The sequence below is a fragment of the Colwellia sp. MEBiC06753 genome (genome assembly GCF_053470325.1).
The window spans coordinates 143580-166840 of record NZ_JBQMTM010000004.1; the positions used below are offsets into that span (position 1 = coordinate 143580).

The 23261-nt window shown below is 41.8% G+C and carries 21 protein-coding genes; 15 read left to right on the forward strand and 6 right to left on the reverse strand.

The features are described from left to right. Window positions 1-38: 38 nt before the first annotated feature. From ACOB82_RS05070 to nagP, 9 genes are all read left to right on the forward strand, one after another. Complete coding sequence (locus ACOB82_RS05070; protein WP_448211855.1) at window positions 39-1598, forward strand: tryptophan halogenase family protein; 1560 nt, start codon at window positions 39-41, stop codon at window positions 1596-1598. Between the two features lie 24 nt (window positions 1599-1622). Next, complete coding sequence (locus tag ACOB82_RS05075) at window positions 1623-2318, forward strand: SapC family protein (protein ID WP_448211856.1); 696 nt, start codon at window positions 1623-1625, stop codon at window positions 2316-2318. Between the two features lie 64 nt (window positions 2319-2382). Further along, a complete protein-coding gene (locus ACOB82_RS05080) occupies window positions 2383-3942 on the forward strand; it encodes a tryptophan halogenase family protein (RefSeq protein ID WP_448211857.1) in 1560 nt (519 codons plus the stop codon). A gap of 103 nt (window positions 3943-4045) precedes the next feature. Beyond that, a complete protein-coding gene (locus ACOB82_RS05085; protein ID WP_448211858.1) occupies window positions 4046-5581 on the forward strand; it encodes a tryptophan halogenase family protein in 1536 nt (511 codons plus the stop codon). 245 nt (window positions 5582-5826) lie between these two features. Further along, window positions 5827-6525 (forward strand): SapC family protein, encoded by a 699-nt coding sequence (locus tag ACOB82_RS05090; RefSeq protein ID WP_448211859.1) that lies wholly within the window; start codon window positions 5827-5829, stop codon window positions 6523-6525. A 241-nt stretch (window positions 6526-6766) separates the two neighbouring features. Beyond that, complete coding sequence (locus ACOB82_RS05095; RefSeq protein WP_448211860.1) at window positions 6767-9481, forward strand: family 20 glycosylhydrolase; 2715 nt, start codon at window positions 6767-6769, stop codon at window positions 9479-9481. 249 nt (window positions 9482-9730) lie between these two features. Continuing rightward, complete coding sequence (gene nagK / locus ACOB82_RS05100; RefSeq protein WP_448211861.1) at window positions 9731-10627, forward strand: N-acetylglucosamine kinase; 897 nt, start codon at window positions 9731-9733, stop codon at window positions 10625-10627. A gap of 30 nt (window positions 10628-10657) precedes the next feature. After that, a complete protein-coding gene (gene nagA, locus ACOB82_RS05105) occupies window positions 10658-11803 on the forward strand; it encodes an N-acetylglucosamine-6-phosphate deacetylase (protein WP_448211862.1) in 1146 nt (381 codons plus the stop codon). A 92-nt stretch (window positions 11804-11895) separates the two neighbouring features. Continuing rightward, entirely contained in the window at window positions 11896-13185 is a 1290-nt protein-coding gene (gene nagP / locus ACOB82_RS05110) for an N-acetylglucosamine MFS transporter NagP (RefSeq protein WP_448211863.1), read from the forward strand. A 467-nt stretch (window positions 13186-13652) separates the two neighbouring features. Here nagP and ccmE read toward each other — a convergent pair whose 3' ends face one another. From ccmE to ccmA, 5 genes are read right to left on the reverse strand one after another with little or no spacing between them, the layout of a single operon-like run. After that, on the reverse strand, window positions 13653-14159 hold the full coding sequence (gene ccmE / locus ACOB82_RS05115; RefSeq protein WP_448211864.1) for a cytochrome c maturation protein CcmE: 507 nt from the start codon (window positions 14157-14159) through the stop codon (window positions 13653-13655). After that, window positions 14149-14370, reverse strand: coding sequence for a heme exporter protein CcmD (ccmD, locus tag ACOB82_RS05120; RefSeq protein WP_448211865.1), 222 nt, complete (start codon window positions 14368-14370; stop codon window positions 14149-14151). The genes ccmE and ccmD overlap by 11 nt, the downstream gene beginning before the upstream one ends. Continuing rightward, the gene (locus tag ACOB82_RS05125; RefSeq protein WP_448211866.1) at window positions 14370-15137 is read right to left on the reverse strand and encodes a heme ABC transporter permease; all 768 of its coding nucleotides are present in this window, start codon (window positions 15135-15137) and stop codon (window positions 14370-14372) included. The genes ccmD and ACOB82_RS05125 overlap by 1 nt, the downstream gene beginning before the upstream one ends. Further along, on the reverse strand, window positions 15138-15824 hold the full coding sequence (gene ccmB, locus ACOB82_RS05130) for a heme exporter protein CcmB (protein ID WP_448211867.1): 687 nt from the start codon (window positions 15822-15824) through the stop codon (window positions 15138-15140). Further along, entirely contained in the window at window positions 15824-16462 is a 639-nt protein-coding gene (ccmA, locus tag ACOB82_RS05135; RefSeq protein WP_448211868.1) for a cytochrome c biogenesis heme-transporting ATPase CcmA, read from the reverse strand. Before ccmA ends, ccmB begins: the two co-directional genes overlap by 1 nt. A gap of 282 nt (window positions 16463-16744) precedes the next feature. On the opposite strand from ccmA, the gene ACOB82_RS05140 reads away from it, so the two are divergent. The 6 genes from ACOB82_RS05140 to hemH are packed head-to-tail and all read left to right on the forward strand — an operon-like array spanning window position 16745 to window position 22706. Then, on the forward strand, window positions 16745-18718 hold the full coding sequence (locus ACOB82_RS05140; RefSeq protein WP_448211869.1) for a heme lyase CcmF/NrfE family subunit: 1974 nt from the start codon (window positions 16745-16747) through the stop codon (window positions 18716-18718). Between the two features lie 37 nt (window positions 18719-18755). Then, entirely contained in the window at window positions 18756-19304 is a 549-nt protein-coding gene (locus tag ACOB82_RS05145) for a DsbE family thiol:disulfide interchange protein (protein ID WP_448211870.1), read from the forward strand. Between the two features lie 2 nt (window positions 19305-19306). Beyond that, window positions 19307-19786 (forward strand): cytochrome c-type biogenesis protein, encoded by a 480-nt coding sequence (locus ACOB82_RS05150; RefSeq protein ID WP_448211871.1) that lies wholly within the window; start codon window positions 19307-19309, stop codon window positions 19784-19786. A 3-nt stretch (window positions 19787-19789) separates the two neighbouring features. After that, the gene (gene ccmI / locus ACOB82_RS05155) at window positions 19790-21052 is read left to right on the forward strand and encodes a c-type cytochrome biogenesis protein CcmI (protein ID WP_448211872.1); all 1263 of its coding nucleotides are present in this window, start codon (window positions 19790-19792) and stop codon (window positions 21050-21052) included. Window positions 21053-21089: 37 nt separating this feature from the next. After that, window positions 21090-21668: a glutathione peroxidase gene (locus tag ACOB82_RS05160; protein WP_448211873.1), complete on the forward strand. Its 579-nt coding sequence runs from the start codon at window positions 21090-21092 to the stop codon at window positions 21666-21668. 24 nt (window positions 21669-21692) lie between these two features. Next, window positions 21693-22706 (forward strand): ferrochelatase, encoded by a 1014-nt coding sequence (hemH, locus tag ACOB82_RS05165; RefSeq protein WP_448211874.1) that lies wholly within the window; start codon window positions 21693-21695, stop codon window positions 22704-22706. A 94-nt stretch (window positions 22707-22800) separates the two neighbouring features. Here hemH and ACOB82_RS05170 read toward each other — a convergent pair whose 3' ends face one another. Continuing rightward, complete coding sequence (locus tag ACOB82_RS05170; RefSeq protein WP_448211875.1) at window positions 22801-23010, reverse strand: cold-shock protein; 210 nt, start codon at window positions 23008-23010, stop codon at window positions 22801-22803. Between the last annotated feature and the right edge of the window lie 251 nt (window positions 23011-23261).

Genomic DNA, 23261 nt, shown 5'->3' on the forward strand with positions numbered 1-23261 from the left:
TATAAAGATAAACCTCTTTTGTGTAGTTAGGAGCAACAATGTCTCAAGATACTGTGAATCATGTGGTCGTGGTTGGTGGTGGAACTGCCGGTTGGTTAACCGCAGCGAACTTAGCTAAAACACTTAATGCGAAAGACCCAAGTTCGATTCAAGTAACTGTGGTTGAATCCCCAGATATTCCAACAATCGGTGTTGGCGAGGGTACTTGGCCAACTATGCGAAAAACTCTTGCTAAACTCGGCATTAGCGAATCGACATTTCTAGTAAAATGTCAGGCGTCATTTAAACAAGCCACTAAGTTTGTTAACTGGAAAGCCGATCCAATTAATGGTCAAAACAACCATTACTATCATTTGTTTACCTCAATTTTTGATCCAAGTGATTTTAATTTAGCGCCTTATTGGCAACTCAATTTGATTGGTGAAGGAAAAACTTACGCTGAAACAGTTAGTGTGCAGGGGCAAGTTTGTGAGCTCGGTTTAGCACCTAAATTAATCACCAATAAAGAATTTGAAGGCATTCAAAATTATGCCTATCACCTTGATGCTGGCTTGTTTGCAGATTTACTCAAAGCACATTGCCTTGAAACGCTTGGGGTAAACTATATTTCCGCCAACGTTACTCGAGTTAATTTAGATAACGATGGTTTTATTGCATCGCTTGATACCGATATTGGTCAACATATTGAAGCGGGCTTTTTTGTTGATTGCTCTGGCTTTAAAAGTTTGTTGTTAGGTGAAGCGCTAGGTGTTGGTTTTAAGTCAATTAGCGATACTTTACTCACCGATCATGCCGTTGCCATTCAAGTGCCATACGCAGACGAACAAGCGCCAATTGCCAGCAGCACCATATCCACCGCTCATGATGCCGGCTGGACTTGGGATATAGGCTTAGCAAATCGTCGCGGCACTGGTTTTGTTTATTCATCGGCCCATACCGATCACGACAGTGCCGAACAAACCCTAAGAGACTATATTGGCCCACAAGCCGAAGGCTTGATGGCAAAACGCATTAAAATGAATGTTGGTTATCGGGAAAAATTCTGGCATAAAAATTGTCTGGCCATTGGCCTGTCAGCGGCTTTTGTTGAACCTTTAGAAGCATCAGCAATATTTTTAATTGAAGCAGCTAGTAACATGCTGTGCGATTTATTTCCGCGCGATCGCAAATCGATGGCGATTGTTGAAGAAAAGGTTAACCGTTCCTTTCAATTTCGTTGGCAAAAGACCATCGATTTTATCAAAATGCATTATTTTCTGTCGAAGCGTCAAGCACCGTTCTGGCAAGATAACCGCGAACTATCTACTGTGCCAGATAGCTTATTAGCCACTTTAGAGCGTTGGCAGCATCATGCGGTGAGTAACTATGATTTTGATAACGTTTATGAACCGTTTCCATTAGAAAGTTATCAATATGTGCTTTATGGTATGGGCTTTGAACAAGATTTATCACATTTGCGTTCAAGCTTTACCATGCAGTCATTGGCCACTAGTCGCAGCCAGCAAGTGCAGCAAATTGCCCAACAAGTAGAAAAACAATTATTAAGTAACCGTGCGCTATTAAATAAAGTCTATCAGCACGGTTTTCAAAAGTTATAACAAGTACCGAATTCGGAGAACACCATGGCGAATATCCAAGTTTTAAGTAGTATCACTCACAAAACAACTAAAATTAAAGACAACCCAACGCTAGAGCAAAGTAAGCATCGTCATTTTGCCCCTGTGGTGTTGCAAGAGTTTGTGCCTGCTAGTCAGGAATTTCCGGTAGTATTTGTCAAAAATGCAGAAACTGGGCAGTTCAAAGCTATTGCCTTATTGGGCCTAAAGCCAGAGCAAAACCTGTTTTATAGCCCAGAAAAGTGGTTAGCAGGTTACCAACCAGAAACTTTAGCATTATACCCATTTTTACTTGGCCAAAATGATCAGCAAAATGTCTTGTGTATTGACCAAGACTCGCCATTAATCAATGACAGCGAAGGTCATGCATTATTTGATGAGCAAGGTAACCAAAGCGATTGGTTAGCTCAAACGGGTGAGCGTGTTATTCAGCACGTTGAAAAATCACAGATGACCGATCAGTTTATCCAATTGCTATTGGCACATGATTTATTAGCGCCGCAATCGTTAACCTTAAATATTGACGGTGGTGAAAGCTATGCGCTAAATGGTTTATATGTCATTGACGAAGCAAAACTTAATGCGTTATCCAATGAAGTATTTTGCCAGCTACGCGAAAAGGGCGTATTGCCTGCCATTTATGCATCGATGCTTTCTATGCACCGCGTCCATAATTTAATTAAGTTGGCAATGGCGCAATAAGTTACCCTGTGAATTTGTAAAACAGCATAAGACAATTGCATAGAGCAGCCCAAGAGGAAGTATCATGACCAAACTTATCAATCACGTGTTGGTGGTCGGTGGCGGCACAGCTGGTTGGCTAACGGCATCAATATTAGCTAAGCAACTTAACAGTAAAGACGATGGCGCGGTTAAAGTCACGTTAGTGGAATCACCGAATATTCCGATTGTTGGTGTTGGCGAAGGTACTTGGCCGACGATGCGTACTACTTTGCAAAATTTAGGGATTGATGAAGGCGAATTTATGCGTGAGTGTGATGCAACCTTTAAACAAGGATCTGAATTTGTTAACTGGGTTTACACACCACAAGCCGATGAAAAGCATAGCTATTATCACCCATTAAGCGCAGTATTCCATTCGTCTTATGATTTTAACTTAGCGCCATATTGGTTGCTAAAAGGCGCGCAAGATAAGCCTTATGATAAAGCCGTTGCCACTCAAAGTTATGTGTGTGATGCAGGTCTTGCCCCGAAGAAAATTACCACGCCGCAATATGATGCCATTCAAAATTATTCGTATCATTTAAATGCCAATAAGTTTTCGAAATTCTTAACTAAATTTAGCAGTGAAAAGTTAGGTGTTCAGCATATTCTGGCTGATGTCACTGAGGTTGTGCTTGACGATAATGGCTACATCAAATCTGTCATGACCGATAGTGCTGGCGAGTTAAAAGCTGATTTTTTCTTAGATTGCACAGGTACACGGGCAATACTGATGGAAAAAGCGCTGAATGTGCCTTGGCTTAAAATTGATGATGTTATTTTTAACGACACAGCGCTGGCTATGCAGGTGCCGTATGAAACGGCTGATGCACCCATTGCCACCCATACTATCGCCACCGCACATGAAGCTGGCTGGACATGGGATATTGGCCTGCATAATCGTCGCGGTGTCGGTTATGTCTACAGCAGTAAATACACTACAGATGAGCGCGCTGAGCAGGTGTTAAGGGAGTATGCTGGCCCTATGTCGGCGGGTATTGAAGTTCGAAAAATCCCCCTGAACTTAGGTTATCGAGAAAAGTTCTGGCATAAAAACTGTGTCGCCATTGGTATGTCTGCCGCCTTTATTGAGCCGTTAGAAGCATCGGCCATCTTTTTGATTGAAGCGGCGGCAAATATGTTGGCGGATCAGTTCCCACGCCAATGGGATGCCATGGCCTATGTTGAAGAAAAATATAATAAAACCTTCCGCTTACGTTGGGATAAAAGTGTCGATTTTGTCAAACTGCACTACTGTATTACCAAGCGTCAGGACAGTGATTACTGGAAAGATAACTGCGATCCAAAATCAATCCCCGAAGCGCTGCAAAAACGTTTAGCTCACTGGAAAACCCATCCGCCGACTAAATATGACTTTGATTATGCGTATGAGCCGTTTGTGTTAGATAGTTATTTATTTGTGTTGTACGGCATGGAGTATGATGTTGATTTAACTCACAACGTAACCTCGTTTGCTCAATCAGCTGAAGCTAAAGCTAAGTTTGATAATGTTGAACGGGTCGGCGAATTATTAAAGCGAGAATTACCTAGCCATCGAGAGCTAGTGGAAAAAGTCTATCAATATGGCTTTGCTAAAATTTAATTAATCCGAACCAAGCAAACTGACTTTTAAATAAAGCGTTTACTAATAAGCAAATAATAACTAAACACTAACCAAAGAATTACGAAAACAATCAGGTGCAACTATGTCTACAGCGTTAAAGAAATTAGTCATTGTCGGTGGCGGTGCTGCCGGGTGGATGACGGCGCTTTATTTAACTAAATGGTTTAATAGTGACAAGCAAACTTACGCCATCACTGTCGTGGAAAGTGAAGATATTGGCACCATTGGCGTTGGTGAAGCGACCGTGCATACGCTGCGTTATTTCTTTAGTATTTTAGGAATAGACGAGCAAGACTTACTAAAGAAAACCAATGGTACGTTAAAGTCAGGCATTATGTTTCGTAACTGGATGAAGCCGGTTAATGGCGAAATGCATGAATATTTTCATCCGTTTGAAGCGCAGCCGCAAATTGGCAAAATGGATATATCATTAAGTTGGCTGTTATCAGAGCAATATAAAAAAGAGCGTTTTGATCAATCCACCTGTTTAAGCAGTGCCTTAATTGCACATCAAAAATCGCCTAAGCTTAGCGGTTCAAAACCTTATGAAGGCTGTGTGCCTTATGGCTACCATTTAGATGCCACACTAATGGGGCGCTATTTACGAGATATGGCGGTAGCTGCAGGTGTCGAGCATATTGTTGCTAATGTAAATGACGTTATTCTTGATAATGGCAACATTAGCGCGGTGCATACCGATAAAGGGCATCAGTTACACGGTGATGTTTTTATTGACTGTACTGGTTTTCATAGTCTGCTGATTAATCAATTAAAGGCTGATAACTGGCAATCTTTTGAAGATGCGTTGCCGTGTAATCGCGCGGTTGCCATTCAAACCACTTATCCGGAAAACACCCCGCCTAAACCTTATACCGCGGCAACGGCGTTAACTAATGGTTGGGCGTGGGAAATTGATCTAGTTGGCAGGCGCGGTAATGGCTATGTCTATGATGGCAACCGTCTAACCCCTGAACAAGCGGAAGCTGAATTGTTAGCCCATATTGGTGTTGGCGATAGTAATGGCGACAACAATATTGAAGCGATTAAAACCACCCATTTAAAAATGAACATTGGTTGTCGACATGAATTTTGGGTCGGCAATTGTATCGCCATTGGCTTGTCAGGCGGCTTTATTGAACCATTGGAATCTACTGGCTTGCACTTAATTGAATTAGCGGTGCGTTTATTAAGTACCCATGTCCCCGCAGCTGATACCCATGACACAATTAAACAGTCATATAACAAGCTAATGAATGAATTTTACGCCAGCTTAAAAGACTTTATTGTGCTGCATTATTGCATTACCGACCGCGACGATACTGAATTTTGGCAACATGCCCAAACTACTGCCCAGTACAGCGGCAACTTAGCTAGCAAATTAGAATTATGGCGCCATAAATATTGTGAAAAAATGGATATGGATGGCAGCAATGCCGTGCTATTTTCCGAAAATAACTATCGTTATATTTTATATGGTATGGACTATTTACCGACCCTCAATGGCGGCGTAGACCAAGCCGACTCTCAGCAAATATTTGATTATATTAAGCAGCAAGCTAATCATGTCGCGGGTATTGCGTTAACCCATAGTGATTATTTGAAAAGGTTAAATGCATAACCGCACTAATAATCTAACGTAAGCTATTGTAAGTTATGGAATAGGTGTACTCGTAGAAAAAATCGAGTGCACCTTTGAGTTCGTCTGCATATCAGCTAACGTGTAAAGGAGCGTTGTTAGTCAGTAGCTATATTTTTTTATTTAGGGTTACTTTCCTTTTATCATTTTGATATAACCCCTTGGTTAATTTTATTTGTATAAAAATATCGGGCATATTTAGTACCGATTAGTATTAAGGATTCGTTATGTCAGCTCCTGCTAGACCGCTTAATTTTGTCGACCATGGCAAAGTGAAAATTAAGCCATCTCGTCATTTCCCACATGTTGAAAAAGAACAAATTGTGCCGTTAATCGTGCATGAGTTTGCCAGTGCCGCAGCTGAAATGCCGGTGGTATTTGTTAAAAACGCCGATACAGGTGAATTTACGCCTGTCGCTATTATGGGCTTTGAAGCCGGTGAGAACTTGTTTTATGGTGAAACTTGGCGTGCAAGCTATGTACCTGCCGTGGTTATGCATCACCCTTTTGCGTTGATGCCATCAAAAGAAGATCCAGAAAACCTACAGATGATTGTTATTGAGACTGATGAAGTACTTAATGGCACTGAAGGTGAAGCGCTATTTAAAGAAGACGGCAGCGAAACCGCTTATTTAGAACAGCGTAAAAATGCATTAGGTAAGTACTTTGAACACAGTCACGTTACCAAAGCCTTTGTTAACTTCTTAAAAGAAAAAGACTTATTAGTTGAACAAACACTAAACCTTGAACTTAATGGTCAAAAACGTCAGTTAAGTGGTGTTTATTTAATTCATGAAGGCAAACTAAATGAATTGTCAGATCAAGACTTTTTGGATATGAAAAAGCGTGGTTATTTATCACCAATCTATGCCCACTTATTGTCTGTGCAGCAATTAAATAATTTAGCGCGTTTAAAAGCTAAATAATTAACAGACCTAATATGAAAAAGCGACTATCAAAAGTCGCTTTTTTTATAGCTGCGAATAAGTGCTCGCAATTGAATTTTTGCAAGCTAACCATGCAAGCAAAAAAAGCAAACAAAAGTGCAAACTGATCCGATGGGTATCATAACGGGGTAAATATTTTTGACAGCGCTGTCAAAATCGGTATCTTATAGCTATTAACTAGTCAAATAATATTCAAATAACAACCAGATTCGGGTGAGAAATGAACAAGTCAACAATCGCTGGTGCTGTAACCAGCGCCGTGCTCAGCTTAGTAATTTTGTCGGGCTGCGAGCAAGCTAAACAAGATAATAGCTCGAAAGTAAGTCAGGCAAGTGCGGTAGAAAATCTTCAGGCATTAAAGCCGGCAACACAGCAAGATATCGCACAAATAGCTAATGAACTTGACGTTTCTTACCGTCTGGTTACTAATGTGCCAACAGACAAATGTGATCAAGAAAAAGCAGAAGGCGCCTGTTTTGAGGTTGAACTGTCTTTTACCGCTAAAAACGCAATTTCAGCAAAAGATTGGTCTATTTATTTTAGCCAAATCTCACCCATTCAATCGATTGAAAGCGATTGGGCGAGCATTTCCCATATTAATGGCGATTTACATCGAATTACCCTAACTGACCAATTTAACGGTTTTCGCGCAGGTGAAACCAAATCAATTTTATTTAGAGCAAACTTTTGGTCGGTATCTGAAACGGACGCGTTACCAAACTATATTGTCACAGGCGACGATCTTATCGCGCAGGTGATTGAATCGACCAAAACAGTTATCGACCCAGATACTGGCTTGGAAATTCTACCTCATGTCGTTAGCTACACAGACGAGTTAAAACATTTTAAACGCAACGCCAATGATAATACGCCATGGTTAACCGCAGAGCGTTTATATCAGCGAAACCAGTTGGTTGACAATAAGTCATTAGATGTTTCATCGTCAGTAATTCCTACACCCAAACATATTGGCGTTAGCGCTGAGCAGCAGCTTGACCTTAGCCCTGGTCTAGCAATTAATTGGCACAATGTTGAAATTGCTCAAGTAGAAGCGGCAATTCAGCGCTTGGCCAAGTTGGGAGTTAGCCTTAACCCATCAGGGGTAAAGCTAAACCTACAAATTGTTGCCGATGATAAAGCGAAAATCGGTAGCTATCGGTTAAAAGTTACCGACAGTGATATTACTATTATCGGCAGTGATGCAAACGGCGTGTTTAATGGCTTGCAGTCATTAGCATCTCTCAAGCAGTTAGACAGTAATATTATTCCTGTGGTGGCGATTGAAGATGCACCGCATTTTGAATTTCGTGGCTTGTTAGTTGATGTTGCCCGTAACTTTCATGACAAAGCTTTTATATTAAGACTGCTGGATCAAATGGCAGCTTACAAGATGAATAAATTGCACTTACATCTTGGTGAAGATGAAGGCTGGCGCCTTGAAATACCAAGCTTACCTGAACTAACTGATATCAGCAGCAAGCGTTGCTTTGAACCAACCGAAACGCAATGTTTACTACCACAGCTGGGCGCAGGTGTTGACCCAAATAGCGGCGTCAATGGCTATTATACTGTGGCTGATTATCAGGAAATCTTACGCGAAGCCAGTAAGCGTTATATTCAGGTAATTCCTTCACTTGATATGCCCGGTCATTCTCGTGCAGCAGTAAAAGCCATGACTGCACGTTACAATAAATATATGGCAATGGAGCAGCCAGAGAAAGCCAAAGAATTTATGTTGTACGACCCTGAAGATACAACGGTTTATTCGTCGGTACAGTATTACAACGATAACACCATCAATGTCTGTTTAGAGTCGTCTTATCATTTTATTGAAACCGTAATGAAAGATGTTAAGGCGATGCATGAAGCTGCTGGTCAGCCGTTAACGCGTTACCATATCGGTGCTGATGAAACGGCCGGTGCCTGGGTTGACTCACCAGCGTGTAAAGCGTTTCTTGCTGAACATGATGCGGAAATTGCATCGCCAAAAGAATTAGGTGCTTACTTTGTTGAGCGCGTTGCCAATATGTTGGCCGACTTAGGTATTGAAGCGGCTGCTTGGATTGACGGCTTAGAGCACACAAACCCGAAAAATATGCCTGCAGTTGTTCAAGCTAATGCTTGGCATCCACTGTTCTGGGGCGGCCATAAATCAGCTCATAAACTAGCAAATTACAATTGGCAAATAGTGGTTTCAAGTCCAGATGTTACTTATTTTGATTTCCCGTATGAAGCTGACCCTAAAGAACATGGTTATTATTGGGCATCACGCCAAAGTAATACCCAGAAAATGTTTAACTTTATGCCGGATAACTTACCTGCACAGGCTGAATTTTGGTTAGATAGAGAAGGTAACCCGTATGTTGCTGACGATACCGTACAAAAAGATGAGCACGGCAAAGTTATCTCTGCGCCATTAAATGCTGGGGTTAGATTCTTAGGCGTGCAAGGGCAGTTATGGAGTGAAAATACTCGCACTGAAGCCACTGCCGAATATAAAATTTATCCACGGTTAATGGCGTTAGCAGAGCGCGGTTGGCATCAGGCTGATTGGGCAGTGCCATACAACTACCAAGGCTTTAAATACAGTCAGCAAACCAATACCTTTACTGATGAAATGAGGCAGGCACGAGACCAAGCGTGGACAAATTTTGCCTACACCTTAGGGAAAAAAGAGCTGCCTAAACTAACGCAAGCAGGTATTCACTACCGATTGCCAACAGTCGGCGCGCAAATTATTGATGGCAAGCTTCACGCTAATGTTGCATTTCCGGGCTTAGCTATTGAATACCAAGTTGATGATGGCGCATGGCAATTATATCAAGCGCCGGTCGCAGTTAACGGCTCAGTTAAAGTGAGAAGCGCTAGTTATGATGGTAAACGCTTTAGCCGAGCGTTAATCGTAAATTCCCCTTCAGGAAACGAAAATAAATAACCAATAAAAACATAGGATTATTAAAGAAGTTGCTGCTTTTTTGATAATCCTTAAAAAAACAAATGACAACGCTGTCATTTGTGTTAGTATAAAATTTATAAAAGCTAACTGTAATGCGCAGGAGCAGATGATTAGACAGCAGTTATTGCGCTAGTAATAACGGTGCCAGTTACAACGCTAGCTGTAATAACTTTGCCTTTAGCAATATGTGAAAAACATTACGGTTAACGAATTAATGATGAGGTTGATATGCTTAAAGGCGATAACAATAGCCAAGGGCTTTTTCTGGGAATTGATGGTGGCGGCAGTAAGTGCAAGGCCATTTTAGTCGATGAAAATAACACTGTACTGGGTACAGGTATTTCTGGTCCTGGAAATCCGTTACACGGTTTTGAGCAAGCAACTAATTCAATTACCGAATCGGCAATTTTAGCGCTTGCTGAAGCAGGTTTACCCGCTGAAAAACTAAGCGAAATCCCTGCCGGTGTTGGTCTTGCAGGTGTCAATTTACCTGTGCTGTTTCAGCAAATGAGCGCATGGCAACATCCATTTAAACAAATGTACTTGGCAACCGATTTATTAATTGCCTGTCTTGGCGCACATGCTGGCGAAGATGGTGCCGTGATGATCACGGGTACAGGTTCTTGTGGCTTTGTTTATATTGATGGTGTTGAAGAAATTGTTGGCGCACATGGTTTCCCGCATGGCGACAAAGGCAGTGGAGCTTGGATTGGCTTACAAGCGGCAAAACAAGTATTGTTGTCGCTTGATGAGTTAGTCGAGCCAACGCTACTTACTAAGGCAGTGCTTAATCATTTGCAAGTTAGTGATGCCGTTGAACTAGTAGAAGCGATTGCGTCAAAACCTGCAACATTTTATGCGAAAATGGCAGGCTTAGTCTTTGAGGCCGCCAATAAGCAAGACGCTGTAGCCCATGAGATTATTGCCGAAGGGGCAGATTACATTAGCCGCGTTGCTCGTAAACTACTAGCCAAAAATCCACCGAAAATATCATTAATTGGTGGTTTAACACCGTTATTAACCCCTTATCTTGATCAAGATATTCAAGATAAACTGACAGCACCTGTTTACCCGCCAGAAATGGGCTCGGTGATTTTTGCTCGTCAACAAGCGGCAGCAATATAGCCGTTTCGTCGTTTATTAGGAGTATTATTCGTGACTGATACCTACACAATTTATGCTGAACGTTTATTTGATGGTCAGAGTTTTCTAGACAAAGTGCGTATGGTGGTTAGTGATGGAGCAATCAGCGCGATAGATACTCATGTGGAACCGGAAGCTGACGACCAAATTTGTCAGGGTTTATTAGTACCGGGGTTCATCGATTTGCAGGTCAATGGTGGTGGTGGAGTGCTATTTAATACTTCTCCCTCGTTAGATGGCATACAAACCATCATGGCCGCTCACGCCAAATTTGGCACTACCGCAATGCTACCAACGTTGATTACTGACGATATTGAGGTGATGGAGCAAGCTGCTGATGCGATCGCAAAAGCGATTGCTGTTGGTTCGCCTGGCATTATCGGCGTTCATTTTGAAGGTCCGCACTTATCAGTAGCGAAAAAAGGCGCCCATAGTGCTGAATATATTCGCCCAATTTCTGCGCGCGAATGGCGTATTTTATCCCGTAAAGACTTAGGTCAAATTTTAGTCACACTGGCGCCGGAAAACGTGTTGCCAGATGATGTCGCGAAGATGGTCGATTTAGGTATTAAAGTGTGTCTAGGTCACACCAATGCCGATTATCAAACTGCGCAAAAAGCGATTAATGTTGGCGCTGATGGTTTTACTCACCTTTATAATGCGATGTCGCCATTAACTGGTCGTGAACCTGGTGTTGTTGGCTGCGCGTTATTAAATGATCGTGCCAGTTGTGGTTTGATTATTGATGGTCACCATGTTGATTACGCCAGTTGCCAGTTGGCGATTAAAGCAAAACCTGCAGGCAAAATCTTTTTAGTAACCGATGCCATGCCGCCAGTAGGCACTGATGATAATGAGTTCGCGTTTTTTGATCGCACTGTGCATTTAAATGACGGCAAATTAACCTCAACAACAGGTGAATTGGCCGGATCAGTGTTGGATATGGCAACCGCGGTTAGAAATTGTCATCAGCAAGTGAAAATGCCACTGGATGAGTCCATTCGAATGGCTAGTTTATATCCAGCGCAATACGTGAAGCTTGATAAAAAAATGGGTCAGCTAACTGTCGGCAGTGCCGCCAATATGGCGTTACTCGATGATGGTTTAGCCGTATCGCAAACTTGGATTAACGGCAAAAGCGTCTTTAATCAGAATTAAGCTTGTCTAATTCTGATTAAAGAATAACAAGTACAGACAAATTAAAAATATAACAAAAATAATAAGTAATACTGCGCAATGAGGAACGCACAATGACAACAGATGTATTAGATTCACAAGCAAAGAGTAGCGTAGTGCCAATGGCAATTGTCGCCATTCTATTTTTTATTCTTGGCTTTGCTACTTGGCTTAACGGCTCGTTAATGCCGTATTTAAGCCAAATATTACAATTAACCCCGTTTCAGGGTTCGTTAATTCTATTTTCTTTCTATATCGCGGTTACGTTTACTGCTATTCCATCGGCTTGGGTGATCCGTAAAGTCGGCTACAAAACCGGCATGGCATTAGGTATGGGCGTAATGATGTTGGCGGGTTTCTTATTTATTCCTGCGGCTAAAACACAAATTTTCGCGCTATTCTTATTTGCTCAACTGGTCATGGGTACTGGTCAAACGTTATTACAAACTGCGGTTAACCCTTATGTAGTACGTATTGGTCCTGAAGAATCAGCCGCTGTACGCGTAAGCGTGATGGGTATTCTAAACAAAGGCGCCGGTGTTGTGGCTCCTATTGTATTCTCAGCATTGATTTTAAGTAACTTTGCTCACAATACTGGTGCTGAGTTAACCCAAACACAAATTGATGATATGGCTGCAGGCCTAGTGTTACCTTATATGGGCATGGCGCTGTTTATTGGTGTATTAGCACTAGCTGTTAAGTTCTCGCCATTACCTGAGTTAGTGAGTCAAGGTGATGAAGGTGATACTGGCCGTGTTAAAGAAGCATTGGCGCATCCAAAATTAGTGTTAGGTGTTATCGCGATTTTTGTCTACGTTGCGGTGGAAGTTATTGCCGCAGACACTATCGGTACCTTTGCGTTATCACTAGGTGTTGAGAATTATACCGTGATGACCTCCTATACCATGGTGTGCATGGTGTTAGGTTATATCTTAGGTATTATCACCATTCCTCGTTTTATCAGTCAGCCAACCGCGTTAATGATTTCTGCCTGTTTAGGCTTGTTACTAGCGTTAGCGATTTTATTTGCCAACACTGAAACTACGGTGATTTCAGATGCGTTATTTGTGCCATTTGGTGGCGTGCAATTACCAGATGCCTTAATGCTGATTGCATTTTTAGGTTTAGCCAATGCCATTGTTTGGCCTGCGGTATGGCCGTTAGCGTTATCTGGTTTAGGTAAATTAACCAGTACCGGTTCAGCGTTATTAGTAATGGGTATTGCTGGTGGTGCATTTGGCCCATTATTTTGGGGCATGGTTAGTAGCACCAGCTCAATGCAAATGGGCTATGTAGTGATGTTACCTTGTTATGCTTTCATTCTTTACTATGCGGTAATTGGCCATAAAAAAGAGACTTGGTAGTTCATCAGCTAAGTGCCTAACTAAAGGCGTTTTAGATTAACTATGTTTATTTCCGAGTGCGTTAAATGATCACAGTGATCGCCCCGGGTTTTTACCCGGGGTTTTTTTATGCCTAAAATTTGGGTTTGGTATTAAATGGTCGATTATGAGCGAGCTTAATACAATCAGCCAAACTACAAATAACTGTCGTCATCCCGTGATGCTTTTACACGGGATCTTCAGCAATTGAGCAGAGCATTAAAAAATTTTCTTTAAATCTAGGAGATTGCGGCCTTCTCCGCAATGACGCGATAAGTTTGATATTAGTAAAAGTCCGCCGTTTGCCATATGCGACTATTGCATATAACTAAGAGTTGCCAGTTTCTTAGATATAGGAAAGAACAGACAATAAAAAATCGAGGGTTAAGCCTCGATTTTCAGATAATTAAAAGTAACTGAAAGCGCTCAGTAGCGCTCAGTAACGTGAACTAGTTAGTATCAGCAGCAGGTTGGTAGCCCGCTTTTTCATGCTTAATGCCTGCTTCGTCAGCTAGTTCTTTCGGCATATAGTTTTCATCATGCTTAGCTAGCACTTCGCTGGCATCGATAATAAAGCCATTGGCTAAGGTGCCGTTGGCAACAATACCCTGACCTTCGCGGAATAAGTCAGGCAATATGCCGTCGTATTTCACCGTGATCATTGGGTCTGCGTCGTTAAAGCTAATCGGCATTTTCATATCAGCTAACTTGAAGCTAACTTTTAAACTGTTTTCATCACGTTTCACACTGCCTGGAACCACTAAGCCACCGACACGAATACGTTGGCCAATTTGTGCTTTTAAGCCAGTATCTTCTTTACCGTGGTGAATTTCTGATGGTTTATAAAATAAATCAATATTTTGGCTTAATGCGTAAAGCACTAAACCCAACACTATACCAAGACCTGAAAGTACTGAAATAACGATGGTTAATCGTTTTTTTCTTCTAGGATTCATTGTTTACCTCTTGCTGTTGCTGCTTGGCAGCGCGCTTTAATTTTTGTTCGCGGTTAATTTGTCGAGCGATTTGCAGGCGAGTGTTACTGGCAGATTTCGAGCTGGCAAAAATCAGTAGCCCCAATAGTGCTGCCGATATACCAAAGCTCAGCCAAACAAAAAAGCCATAACCGCCCATATCGAGAAATGCTGCAAAGCTGTCAAATTGCATTAGTGTTTGCCTCCGCCATTGCTATTGCTAAGTTCAGGGCAAACCAGTTGTCTCACCCAAGGGCGCATTTTATTGCGAGCAAGAATCTCTGTTTGAAAACGCATACACATAATAAAACCGACTAAACAACTAAAGCCGATAAAGCATACTAAGAACGGCCAGTACATATCAGCAGACATAGCAGGTGCGCCAAGTTTAGAAACCGTCGCGCCTTGATGCAGGGTGTTCCACCATTCTACCGAATATTTGATTATCGGTAAGTTAATCACGCCGACTAACGTTAATATGCCCGCAGCTTTACCCGCCATTTGCTTATCGTCAAATGCGCTGTGCAGGGCAATTACACCTAAATATAAAAATAATAAAATCAGCTCTGATGTTAGACGTGCATCCCATACCCACCAAGTGCCCCACATTGGCTTACCCCAAGCAGCGCCAGTAATCAGCGCAATAGCGGTAAACACTGCGCCAATAGGTGCTAAGGCAGCACCAGCGGCATCGGCAAGTTTTAATTGCCAGACCAAGCTGCTAATGGCGGCAATTGCCATGGTGGAATAAATCCCCATAGATAAAATAGCGCTTGGCACATGAATATAAAAAATACGAAAGCTATCGCCTTGTTGATAATCGGCAGGCGCAAATAATAGTGCCCAAATAAGACCAACCAATAGCAAGATAGCGCTTAACCAACCAAACCAAGGTTTGAGTTTACCAGTAAAGTGATAAGACACTTCAGGGTTGGCGTAAGGGTGTAACCATTTCCACATTTAGTTTGTACTCACTTTTAATGCGGCTCCTACTGCAAATGGGGTCAGTGTTAGAGAGCCAAAAAATAGCGCGGCAATTATAGCAAGTTGTCCGCTGTAGGGTAAGTTCATGCTGGCAGTATCAATTGCACTGGTGGCAAAAATTAGTACTGGAATATACAAAGGTAAAACGATAAGGCTTAATAACACGCCACCTTTTTTAATGCCAACGGTTAGGGCTGCGCCAATGGCACCAATGAAACTTAGTACCGGCGTACCCAGTAATAGCGTGATAAATAATGCTTGATAGCTTTGTTCGGGTAAATGCAGCAACACGGCCAGTACTGGCGCCACTAAAATTAGCGGCAGGCCAGTGAGCAACCAGTGGGCGGTGATTTTAGCCAAGGTAAAAATAAATAGTGGCTGCGGGCTAATTAGAAATTGCTCTAATGAGCCATCGGCAAAGTCACTTTTAAATAATCGATCTAACGAGAGTAAAGTAGCTAGTAAGGCAGACACCCAAATAATGCCTGGTGCAATTTTTGATAGCGTATTAACTTCAGGGCCTATACCTAACGGGAATAAGGTGACCACAATAATAAAAAATAACAGTGGATTAAGCATTTCGTCTTTATGGCGAAAAGCTATGGTTAAGTCGCGTTTTAAAATTAAGCTAAAGGCTTTGCGATATGAAAGTGACGTCGACATTAATAAAACCTGTAGGCTAGGGTAATTTTGCGAAATTTATCTGCGGGAATTGATAAATCTTGATGGGTAGTCAAAATAACGCAGCCACCGTTGTCAGTGTGTTCAATAAAACGTTGCTCTAACGCTTTGACCCCTTGTTTATCAATGGCGGTAAATGGTTCATCGAGGATCCAAACTTTCGCATCAGTTTGCCACAATCTTGCTAGTGCAATACGGCGATGCTGACCGGCACTTAATTGCGCGGCTGGTGCATCTTCAAAACCTAGTAAATTAACGTTTGCTAGTACAGCTTCAGCATTGTCAGCAGCTTGCCCATGTAAGCTTAAATTAAACGCTAGATTTTCCTGAGCGGTAAGCTCTGATTTTACCCCCGGCATATGGCCGATATAAAGTAAATCGCTGGTAAAGCGTTCTCGCTGCTCATTAATTGCTTGGCCTAAATAATGAATTTCACCTTCATACGGTGAAGACAGTCCAGCTAACAAGCGTAATAAGCTAGTTTTTCCTGCGCCATTCGGCCCTTCAATTTGCACAATATTGCCAGCATGAATGTCAAACGACAGCTGCTCGAACAGAATGCGATCTTCACGAATACAGGTTAATTGGTGGGCTTGGAGCAGGGCTGATGAATCTGACAAAGGGTTACTTCATTTTATTTAGGTTAAGGCGAACGCTATTTTTGTCGTTACCGTTAGATAATGCGACCTATCATACTACAAAACTGGCTGAGCGAAACAGTGTCGGTCGCCGTGGCTAATCATTTATTGCGTTAAATCAGCTTTTGTCGCATTTTGTCGTAAATTTGCTCGGCGAAAAAGCTGAAAATTAGACTTCTTTAGTGGTAGAATTCACCAGCTTTATCGACTGCTAATAAACAAAATAACCAGCAGCGACATTATTACATTGCATTGGAGAAGTTCATGATCCCTGAGTTAGGGCATTTTTCCCTGATTATTGCCATGGCGTTTGCTATTTGCTTATCTATTGTGCCACTTGTTGGCGTATTCGTTAATCAACCTAAACTAGCCAGTTATGCTAAACCATTGACGTTTGGCATGTTTATTTTTACTACTATCAGTATTGTTATCTTGGGATACTGCTTTGTAGTTGATGACTTTTCGGTGATGTATGTCGCCAGCCACTCCAATAGCCACCTGCCGTATTACTTTAAAATAAGTGCGGTTTGGGGCGGTCATGAAGGGTCATTATTGTTATGGGTGTTTGCCTTAACGGCATGGACAATGGCGGTTGCGAGTTTTAGCAAAAACATTGAGCCAGAGTTTATTGCTCGGGTGCTGGCGATTATGGGCATGATAGCCGTTGGCTTTATGGCGTTCACGCTATTAACGTCTAACCCGTTCGAGCGCTTATGGCCGAATGTGCCAATGGAAGGACGAGACTTAAATCCTTTATTGCAAGATATTGGCCTTATAGTGCATCCACCCATGCTTTATATGGGCTATGTTGGTTTCTCCGTTGCGTTTGCCTTTGCTGTTGCGGCATTAATGTGCGGCAAAATGGATGCGGCATGGGCACGTTGGTCAAGACCTTGGACAGTTGGCGCTTGGATATTTTTAACCTTAGGCATTGCTTTAGGCAGCTGGTGGGCGTACTACGAACTTGGCTGGGGCGGCTGGTGGTTCTGGGATCCAGTAGAAAACGCTTCGTTTATGCCTTGGCTTGTTGGCACTGCATTAATTCATTCTTTAGCGGTAACCGAAAAACGTGGCGCCTTTAGAAACTGGACAGTACTGCTAGCCATTTTCGCTTTTAGCTTGAGTTTACTTGGCACCTTTATTGTGCGTTCAGGGGTAATTACTTCTGTGCATTCGTTTGCTGCCGATCCAACCCGTGGTTCATTTATTTTATTACTATTAGCGATAGCTGTTGGTGGTTCACTTACGCTTTATGCACTGCGCGCCAGCAATGTGCAAAGTTTTTCGCGTTTCTCATTTTATTCGCGTGAAACGGCATTATTAGTCGCGAACGTGATTTTGGTTACTGCCGCGGTAACGGTGATGTTAGGCACTTTATATCCGCTGTTTATTGATGCGCTTGGGCTTGGCAAAATTTCCGTAGGACCACCGTATTTTAATGCGGTATTTGTTCCTATGATGTGCTTATTATTTGTTGCCATGGGTATAGGACCATTGATTCGCTGGAAAAAAGCGAAAAAAGGCGAGCTCAGAAAACAAATTAATCCTATTACTCTAGTCAGCGTCTTTGTCGGCATTATTTTCCCATTTATTTATGGCGGCGAATTTGACTGGTTAGTAAGCCTAGGCATTGGTTTAGCAACTTGGGTAGCTTGCGTAGTAATTAAAGAAGCGATTATCACCTTAAGAAAAACCGGTAAATTAAGCATGAGCCAGTTGGGCATGACCGCGGCTCACTTCGGTATTGCGGTGACAATTGTTGGTGTAACTTTGGTTTCAGTATATGAAACCGAAACTAACGTTCGAATGGAAGCCGGCGATAGAGTAAATGTTGATGGCTTTACCATAGCTTTCAACGGTATTACACCAGTGAAAGGGCCGAATTATTCAGCGGAGCAAGGCCAAATTGAGGTCTATAAAGACGATAAATTTATCGCGCTATTACAGCCAGAGCGTAGAACTTATATGGTACAAACCATGGGTATGACCGAAGCGGCAATTGATCCAGGCTTATTCCGTGATGTTTATGTGGCATTAGGTGATCCGCTAGAACAAGGAGCGTGGGCTATTCGTGTGCATATCAAGCCATTTGTAAGATGGATTTGGTTAGGGGCGATCTTTATGGGTATTGGTGGCTTAATGTCGATTTTGGATAAACGTTATCGTCAACGCCAAGCCAGAAAAGTGGCAAAAGCAGCACCAGCTGTAAGCGCCAATGTTAATGCCTCGGCGTTATAACCTTTTCACTATAAAAAGAATTTAAGAAAGAATCTTTATGGCAAAATTAATACGTTTTTTACCACTAATTGTTTTTATCGCGTTAGGTGCAGTGCTATATCGCGGTTTGTTTTTAAATCCTCAGGAATTACCGTCAGCGTTGGTAGGAAAACCACTACCAAGCTTTACGTTGACCAAGTTGCTTGATGAAAATACCCAAGTCAGCGAAAGTGATTTAGCGGGTGATATTGTCTTACTGAATGTTTGGGCAACTTGGTGTCCGTCGTGTCGCTATGAGCATCCTTATCTTTTGGATGTCGCAAAAAATGAAGACGTTAAGCTTTATGGTTTAAATTACAAAGATGAACGTGAACTGGCAGTGAAATGGCTAGAAGATTTAGGTGACCCTTATCTGTTTTCAGTGTTTGATGACCAAGGTCGCCTTGGGCTAGATCTTGGCGTGTATGCAGCCCCTGAAACCTTTGTTATTGACCATCACGGCATTATTCGTAAACGCTTTGCTGGCCCGATTGACGCCAAAGTGTGGCAAAAAGAATTTGCGCCTTTGGTTAAAATGATTAAACAAGAAAAAGCGCGAGGGGAATAGTGATGTTAGTTCAAATAGTTCAGCGTTTCAGTGCCTTATTATTCTTCAGCCTGCTGTTTGCTACCGACCTTCAGGCGATGCCAAGTGACACTTATAGTTTTGATGATCCGGTCATGGAAACTCGCTATAAAGCCTTAGTCAAAGAGTTGCGCTGTCCAAAATGTCAAAATCAAAACTTAGCTGATTCAAACTCGCAAATTGCTGTCGATTTGCGTCATGAAGTTTATACCATGCTTAAAGAAGGCAAAGCCGATATGGAAATTACCAGCTACATGGTGGACCGATATGGAGAGTTTGTTTTATATCGACCAAGAGTAAATGAACTCACCTACATCCTATGGTTTGGCCCGGCCATTTTGTTATTTATTGGTGTGGTTATTGTGGTGGTGGTTGCGAGAAAAAAAGCGGTTAGTCGCCAAGAGTTAGCCTTATCTGACGAGCAAAAAGCTAAGCTCGACGCCATTCTAAAAGAAAAAGAGTAAGCTATGTTTGAAGTTTTGGTTTTAATTGTTTTATTTATTATTTTGCTGTTGGCCATTATTTGGTGGCATTTTATTAAGTCAGCGAAATTACCATCAACTACTGGCGAAAGTGAAGAGCGTGAAACAACTAATATTGCCTTGTATAAAGAGCATAAAGTTGAAATTGAACATGACTTTGCTGAAGGCAATATCGATCAAGAAAGTTATGATTATTTGCTGGCAGAGTTAGATAAAAGCTTATTGCAAGATATTGAACAAAATAAAGCGGAACAAGCGACTAAACTGCGCAGTTCTCGGTCATTATCTGTGTTATGGCCAATTGGCTTAAGTATTTTTGTCTTGGTTTTTAGCCTTGTAATGTATAGCAAGCAAGGGGCATATCAAAAACTGTCTGAACCTCGTGTTAGTGCTCAACAGCAGCAACAAATGATGGATCAGCAACAGCAAATTTTAGCGGAAGTTGAACGTTTAGAACAATTAACTCAGGCTGATGCTACTAACCCTGAAACTTGGTATAGCTTAGGGCAAATGTATGTGAGTGCTGGCCAGTTTGAACAAGCGATTAAGGCATTTGATCAAGTCATTGCCATTGAAGGTATTCATGCCGATTTATTAGGGGCAAAAGCGCAAGCTAGCTATTACGCAGCACAGCAGCAAATTACGCCACAAGTGCAGGCGCTCATTGATCAAGCGTTGACAATTGATGCTAATGATCCGTCGACTAATATCTTGCTGGGTATGCATAACTTTATGAATCAAAGTTATCAGGCGGCAATTGGCTTTTGGCAAAAAGTGATTGATGATGCTAGACCTACCGTCAATGTTGCGGCGTTAACCCAAGCGGTAAATGAGGCAAAAGCACGTTTAGGGCTGACTAATGATGCAGAAAGTAACGATCAAAATGCAGAAGTTGGACCTGAATTAACCGTAGCGGTGACATTAAGTGAAGAATTTTTAGCACAATTGAACCAAGGTGAAGATAAGGTCGTATTTGTTTATGCGGTGCCTGCCAATGGCGGAAGAATGCCAGTAGCGGCAGTTAAACTGATGGCTTCTGATTTGCCTGTCAATGTTGTACTTAACAATGCCAGAGCCATGAGCCCGCAAATGAACTTAAGTAGTGTTGAAAGGGTGAATATTTATGCGGTGGTATCAAAACTAGGTGGCGCAGGTATTAAGCCGGGTGATATGAAAGCTGAAGTTAAGAATATTGCCGTGAGCACTACAGAAACAATATCTTTAGAAATTAATACGTTAGTTGAATAAATCACTAAGGTAACTAAGCTTAGACAAGAGGTCGATAATGCTGAAACAAATCGCGATACTATCATTAGTGCTGTTGGTAAATATAACTATGGCTGTTGCAGCCCCTGAAGTTGGTGATGAACAACAGGTTAAACAGGCGAATCAGTGCCTGGCATTTTTAGATCATAAATTTAGAAAATTGCATGCAAGCGACGAAGTTGATTTATGCAAACTTACTGCTGGCAAGCCGGTGTTATTAGTTAATACGGCTTCTAATTGTGGTTTTACACCGCAGTTTAAAGGGCTAGAAGCACTACATAAGAAATATCAAGCTCAAGGCCTAGTGGTTATTGGCTTTCCATCGGATGACTTCTTTCAAGAAGAAGATGATGAAAAAGACACGGCAAAAGTCTGTTTTGTTAATTATGGCGTAACGTTTACCATGCTGCAGACCACAGCGGTCAGAGGCTCAGATGTTAATCCAGTGTTTAAACATTTAGGTGATGAAACTACTTCGCCAAAATGGAATTTTTATAAATACCTAGTTTCTAAAGATGGCAAAAACATTCAACATTTTAATAGCCGTGTAGCACCTGATGATGCGGAATTTATTCAGGCTATAGAAGTCGTTTTATAATTGTTTTGGAGATAAGTAAGTAGTATGTCTCGTTATACCGGCTTAGATAAGAGTGTTCACGACAAATCATTAAAAACCGGTGTGCTATTAGTAAACTTAGGCACACCCGATGCACCAACAGAAGGCGCGTTAAGGCGCTATTTAAAAGAATTTTTATCTGATCCTCGTGTGGTAGAAATACCACGCATTGCTTGGATGATCATTCTACATGGCATTATTTTGCGCATTCGTCCGGCAAAGTCAGCGAAACTTTATCAAAGTATTTGGACCGACGAAGGTTCACCTTTATTGGTCATTAGTCAGCAGCAAATGGCCAAAGTTAAACAGCAGTTACATAGTGAGTATGGCGAAAATGTATCTGTTGAGGTGGCGATGCGCTATGGTAACCCTTCGGTGAGCAGCGCTCTTAAAAAGCTGCAGCAACGTGGGGTTAATAATTTAATTGTGTTGCCATTATACCCACAATATGCAGGGCCAACGACAGCGTCGGCGTTTGATGCTGTGGTTAAAGAAATTCAGCAGTGGCGTTGGATCCCTAGCATTCACTTTGTTAGTGGTTATCATGATCATCCGTTGTATATTCAGGCGCTGGCCAATACGGTAAGTGAACATATTGCTCAGCATGGCAAGCCAAATAAATTGGTATTGTCTTACCATGGTATGCCAAAACTGTTTTTGGAAAATGGCGATCCGTATTATTGCTTTTGCGCGAAAACCACGCGCTTAGTCGCAGAGCAGTTAGGGCTAACTGACGATGATTTTGTCATGACCTTCCAGTCGCGTTTTGGTACAGCAGAATGGTTAAAGCCTTATACTGACGAAACCTTGGAAGAGTTGGCAAAACAGGGCAATAAGCATATTGCCATTATGTCGCCAGCGTTTAGTGCTGATTGTTTAGAAACCTTAGAAGAATTGGTTTCAGAAAACCGTGAAGTGTTTATCAATGCTGGCGGTGAGCAATATCACTACATTCCAGCACTGAATGATCGCGATGATCATATCGAGCTAATGCTGGATTTAATAAAACCCCATATCTAAGCGCTGTCCTTTCCTTGAATTGAGCGCCTTTAGCACCAAATTCCAGACACAAAAAAAGCAGCCTAGGCTGCTTTTTATTTCAATCAAGTATTACTTAGATTGCGTTAACGTTTTCAGCTTCTGGACCTTTTTGGCCTTGCTTAACGTTGAAAGAAACAGCTTGACCGTCAGTTAAAGTACGGAAACCCGAACCTTGGATCGCACTGAAGTGAACGAAAACGTCAGGGCCGTTTTCTTGTTCGATGAAACCGAAACCTTTAGTTTCGTTGAAAAATTTTACTTTACCAGTTACTGTATCAGACATACCTTCATTTCCCGTAGTCATAAATATTAAAAAAGTGGCCAAAATAGCCGTTCACGGAGTAAATGCCCTCTACCCAAAAGTACAGACAGAGGAAGGTATTCCAATAACACTAACGCGCCAGGTGACTTAACTTACTACTTTGCAGCTAATTAAAACCTTCATCCGAACGCAAAAACTCAACGCGAAACTAGCTTAACACAAAGATTGTGATTAAGCATACAAAAACTTACTGAATTTCTGTTACATAATTA